Below are 4,447 nucleotides of genomic sequence, written 5' to 3'. Positions count from 1 at the left end.
GCGACACCGCTGCGCCGCCTCGGCGACCCGGCCGACATCGCAGCTGCCGCAGTGTATTTGGCTTCGCCGGCGGGCAGCTTCTTGACCGGCAAGACATTAGAGGTCGACGGCGGGCTGACCTTCCCCAACTTGGAGATACCTGTTCCCGATCTGTGAGGTAACTGCCCGCTCGAAGTGCGTGCGCTGGAAGATGATTCGAGGCCTTCGATCGGCGGCGTGTCGGTTTCCGTGGGAATTCTGTCCGCTACGCCATACCCGGCCGACCGCTCCAGGGCGCAGACTGAAGCATCACGGCGATAGGGGAACGTCATGCCCAAACGAAGGGTGCTGATCACCGGAGCGTCCAAAGGGATCGGCCGCGCGGTCGCCGACCGGGTGGCCGCGAGCGGAAACGAACCGATCGGCCTGGCGCGGACGGCGCCCACGGATTTTCCGGGACCGTTTTATCCCGTCGACCTGGCCGACCAGGCGGGCACGGCGGCGACGTTGCAGCAAGTGGTGGCCGACGGCACTGTCGACGCAGTGGTGAACAACGTCGGGTTCGCGCGGTTCGGCCGCATCGGCTCGATCGAGCTGGACGACCTCTTCTCGACCTATGACATGAACGTGCGCACCGCGGTGCAGGTGGTGCAAGCGGTGCTGCCGGGCATGACCGCCGGCGGATGGGGCCGAATCGTCAATGTCAGCAGCCTGACAACGCTCGGGACCCGGGAGCGCACCCCGTACGCCGCGGCGAAGGCCGCGCTGGAAACCTGCACCCGCATCTGGGCCGCCGAGCTTGCGGCGACCGGCATCACCGTGAACGCCGTCGCACCGGGCCCGATCGAGACCGAGATGTACCGCGAGCGCAGCCCGGCTGGGTCCGAGCGCGAGGCCCGCCTGCTCAGCGCCATCCCGATGGGCCGGGTCGGCACGCCCGCGGAGATCGCGCACGTGATCTGCGCGTTGCTGGATGAAGACGCCGGTTACCTGACGGGGCAGGTGCTGCGCGCGGACGGCGGCGGCAGCATCAGCGCCGGCTAGTCGCGCGGCGGCCCGCAACCGCGGCCGGGAACGTTTCGGATACCCTCACTTTTTTCATTCGGAATCACTTCCTCGACGGCCGAAGGCTGGTGCATTGGCGCAGGAGACCGCGACCTCGGACCGGGCCAGCTGGTACCTGCTGGGCCCTGCGTTCGTTGCCGCGATCGCCTACGTGGACCCGGGCAACGTCGCGGCCAACGTCAGCTCCGGCACCCAGTTCGGCTACCTGCTGCTGTGGGTCATCGTTGCCGCCAACGTGATGGCCGGCCTGGTGCAATACCTCTCGGCGAAACTCGGATTGGTCACCGGCCGTTCGCTTCCCGAGGCGATCGGTGAGCGGATGGGGAGACCGGCCCGGCTCGGGTACTGGGCGCAAGCCGAGATCGTTGCAATGTCCACCGACGTCGCCGAAGTGATCGGCGGGGCTGTCGCGCTGCGCATCCTGTTCGGCCTGCCGTTGCCGGTCGGCGGGCTGATCACCGGCGTGATCTCGCTGCTGCTGTTGACCATCAAGGACCGCCGGGGCCAGCGCCTGTTCGAGACGGTCATCACCGGGTTGCTGCTGATCATCGCGGTCGGGTTTACCGCCAGCTTCTTCGTCGCGACACCCCCGGCCGGTGACGTGCTGGGCGGGCTGGTGCCGCGCTTTCAAGGCACCGAAAGCGTGCTGCTGGCCGCGGCCATCCTGGGCGCCACCGTGATGCCGCACGCGGTGTACCTGCATTCCGGGCTGGCCCGCGACCGGCACGGGCATCCCGCGCCGGGGCCGACCCGACGACGGCTACTGCGCATCACCCGCTGGGACGTCGGAGTGGCCATGGTGATCGCCGGCGGAGTCAACGCCGCAATGCTGCTGGTGGCCGCCTACAACATGCGCGGTCACGGGGATGTCGGTTCCATCGAGGCTGCCTACGAGGCGGTCCGCGGCACCATGGGCCCAACGATCGCGGTGTTGTTCGCCGTCGGGTTGCTCGCGTCAGGACTGGCGTCCTCGTCGGTGGGGGCATACGCCGGCGCCATGATCATGCAGGGGCTGCTGCACTGGTCGGTGCCGATGCTGGTGCGCCGGCTGGTGACGCTGTGCCCGGCGATCGCCCTGCTGGCACTGAACGTCGATCCCACCCGGACGCTGGTGCTCTCGCAGGTGGTGCTGTCGTTCGGCATTCCGTTCGCGGTGCTCCCGCTGATCCGGCTGACCGGCAACCCCCAACTCATGGGCGCCGATACCAACCATCGGGTCACCACCATCGTTGGCTGGGTCGTCGCGGTGATGATTAGTCTGCTTAACGTGGCGCTGATCTACCTCACCGCGACGGGCTGATGCCGGTCCGCCGGCACCCCTACTTCGCATACGGCTCAAACCTGTGCGTGAACCAGATGGCGAGACGCTGTCCGGACGCCATCGATCCGCGACCGGCGGTGCTGTGCGATCACGGCTGGCTGATCAACCAGCGCGGCGTGGCCACCGTCGAACCATCCGCGGGCAACGAGGTGCACGGTGTGGTCTGGCAGATTTCCGATCACGACCTGACCGTCCTGGACAGTGCCGAAGGAGTGCCGGTGCGATACCGGCGCGACGAGCTGACCGTGCACACCGACACCGGCCCCGAACCGGCATGGGTGTACATCGACCACCGGGTGACACCCGGCCCGCCCCGGCCGGGTTACCTCTTGCGGATCATCGACGGCGCCACCCAACACGGGCTGCCGCAACGCTGGATCGACTTTCTGCACCGCTGGGATCCGGCCCGCTGGCCGCAACCGATGTCGCCGAATGGCACTGGGCCGCAGTCCCTTTCGGATTTGCTCGGGGAACCCGGGATGGTCGAGCTGAGCCGGCTGCGGTCCCGCTTCGGGTTTCTGGCCATTCATGGCGGTGGACTGGAACAGATGACCGACGTGATCGCCGAGCGGGCCGCCGATGCCGTCGACGCCTCCGTGTATGTGTTGCGCCACCCCGACCAATACCCCCACCACCTGCCGTCGTCGCGATTCGATCCGGCCGAATCCGCCCGACTCGCTGAATTTTTGGAGCACGTCGAGGTGGCGGTATCGCTGCACGGGTACGGCCGGGTCGGACGCGAGGCACAACTGCTGGCCGGTGGGCGGAATCGCAAGCTGGCGGCGCATGTCGCCGAACATGTTCGGCTGCCCGGGTACCAAGTGATCACCAATCTCGACGTGATACCCGGGGAACTGCGGGGCCTGCATCCGGACAACCCGGTCAACCGGGTTCGCGGCGCCGGTACCCAGCTGGAACTTCCGGTCCGGGTCCGCGGGCTGAGCCCGCGCAGTCCCCTGCCGGGTCCGGACGGTTTGTCGCCGGTGACTGCCGGATTGATCAATGGTTTGGCGGCCGCGGCGCGGTCGTGGCAGGTTTCTTCCCGTCGTTGAATGGAGTTGTTGGTGGCCAAGGATTTTCGCTTCGGCGTGAGCATTCGCTACTTCAAGTCTCGCGAGGCACTGGTGGAGACGGTGAAGAGAGTGGAAGATCTGGGCTTCGACATCATCTGTGTGCCAGACCATCTCGGTGCGGCCGCACCGTTTCCGACGCTGACGGCGGCCGCGATGGTCACCGAACGGGTCCGGCTGAGCATGTACGTGCTCAACGCCGCCTTCTACAAGCCGGCACTGCTGAGCCGGGACATCGGGGCCCTAGACCTACTCAGCGACGGCCGACTGGAGGTGGGCCTCGGAACCGGTTACGTGCGTGAGGAATTCGAGGCGGCCGAGCTGCCGTACCCGAGCGCAGGAGCGCGCGTCGACTATCTGGAACACATGACCGCCTACCTCAAGGAGCACCACCCCAGGGTGCCGATCATGGTGGCCGGCAGCGGTGACCGGGTGATGACCCTGGCCGCGCGGCACGCCGACATCGTCGCCCTGACCGGGGCCCGGGTACGAGACGTGGAGGACCCGCTGGCCGAGCGCATCGACTTCGTTCGCGCCGCCGCCGGTGACCGGTTCGAAGCGCTCGAGTTGAACCTGGTGATCACCGCGGTTCCGCGCGAGGGTGAGACGGTCCCCAACCTGTCGCTGACCCGCCGTAACGCGCCGGACTTGTCCGACGAACAGCTGCTGGCCATGCACTCGGTGCTCAGCGGGACTCCCCACGAGATGGCCGAGAAGCTGTCGAGCCACCGCGACAAGTACGGGATCACGCACTTCACCGTGCAGGACAACCACATCGACAACTTCGCCAAAGTGATGGCGGAACTGCGCTGAGCCCCGGTCTTTGGGGGGACCGGTAAGCTCAGCGGGTCCGCCCCCGTAGCTCAGGGGATAGAGCACGGCTCTCCTAAAGCCGGTGTCGCAGGTTCGAATCCTGCCGGGGGCACTTTCTGGGTGTGTATGACGTCGGTTGATGCTTGACATTTCTGTTTCGGGTGATGCCTGACGGTGTTTCGGCTGATGCTTGACAGTT

5 protein-coding genes and 1 tRNA gene are annotated in these 4,447 nt (G+C 67.0%); all 6 read left to right on the top strand.

Features of this window, described 5'->3' with window-relative positions; genetic code table 11:
- Nucleotides 1-156: SDR family oxidoreductase (locus A9X01_RS24855; RefSeq protein WP_155772270.1), on the top strand; the 156-nt coding region annotated here is incomplete at its 5' end.
- 153 nt (nucleotides 157-309) lie between these two features.
- Entirely contained in the window at nucleotides 310-1,023 is a 714-nt protein-coding gene (locus A9X01_RS24850) for an SDR family oxidoreductase (RefSeq protein ID WP_065123262.1), read from the top strand.
- Between the two features lie 94 nt (nucleotides 1,024-1,117).
- On the top strand, nucleotides 1,118-2,344 hold the full coding sequence (locus A9X01_RS24845) for an Nramp family divalent metal transporter (RefSeq protein ID WP_065123261.1): 1,227 nt from the start codon (nucleotides 1,118-1,120) through the stop codon (nucleotides 2,342-2,344).
- A complete protein-coding gene (locus tag A9X01_RS24840; protein WP_065123260.1) occupies nucleotides 2,344-3,417 on the top strand; it encodes a poly-gamma-glutamate hydrolase family protein in 1,074 nt (357 codons plus the stop codon). The genes A9X01_RS24845 and A9X01_RS24840 overlap by 1 nt, the downstream gene beginning before the upstream one ends.
- Nucleotides 3,418-3,423: 6 nt before the next feature.
- On the top strand, nucleotides 3,424-4,248 hold the full coding sequence (locus A9X01_RS24835) for an LLM class F420-dependent oxidoreductase (protein ID WP_081282622.1): 825 nt from the start codon (nucleotides 3,424-3,426) through the stop codon (nucleotides 4,246-4,248).
- 39 nt (nucleotides 4,249-4,287) lie between these two features.
- Nucleotides 4,288-4,360 (top strand) — tRNA-Arg (locus tag A9X01_RS24830).
- Nucleotides 4,361-4,447 lie beyond the last annotated feature (87 nt).

This window comes from Mycobacterium asiaticum, from assembly GCF_001668675.1.
In the GTDB taxonomy this organism is placed as follows: Bacteria; Actinomycetota; Actinomycetes; order Mycobacteriales; family Mycobacteriaceae; genus Mycobacterium; species Mycobacterium asiaticum_D.
This window is presented reverse-complemented; position numbering and strand designations above follow the sequence as displayed.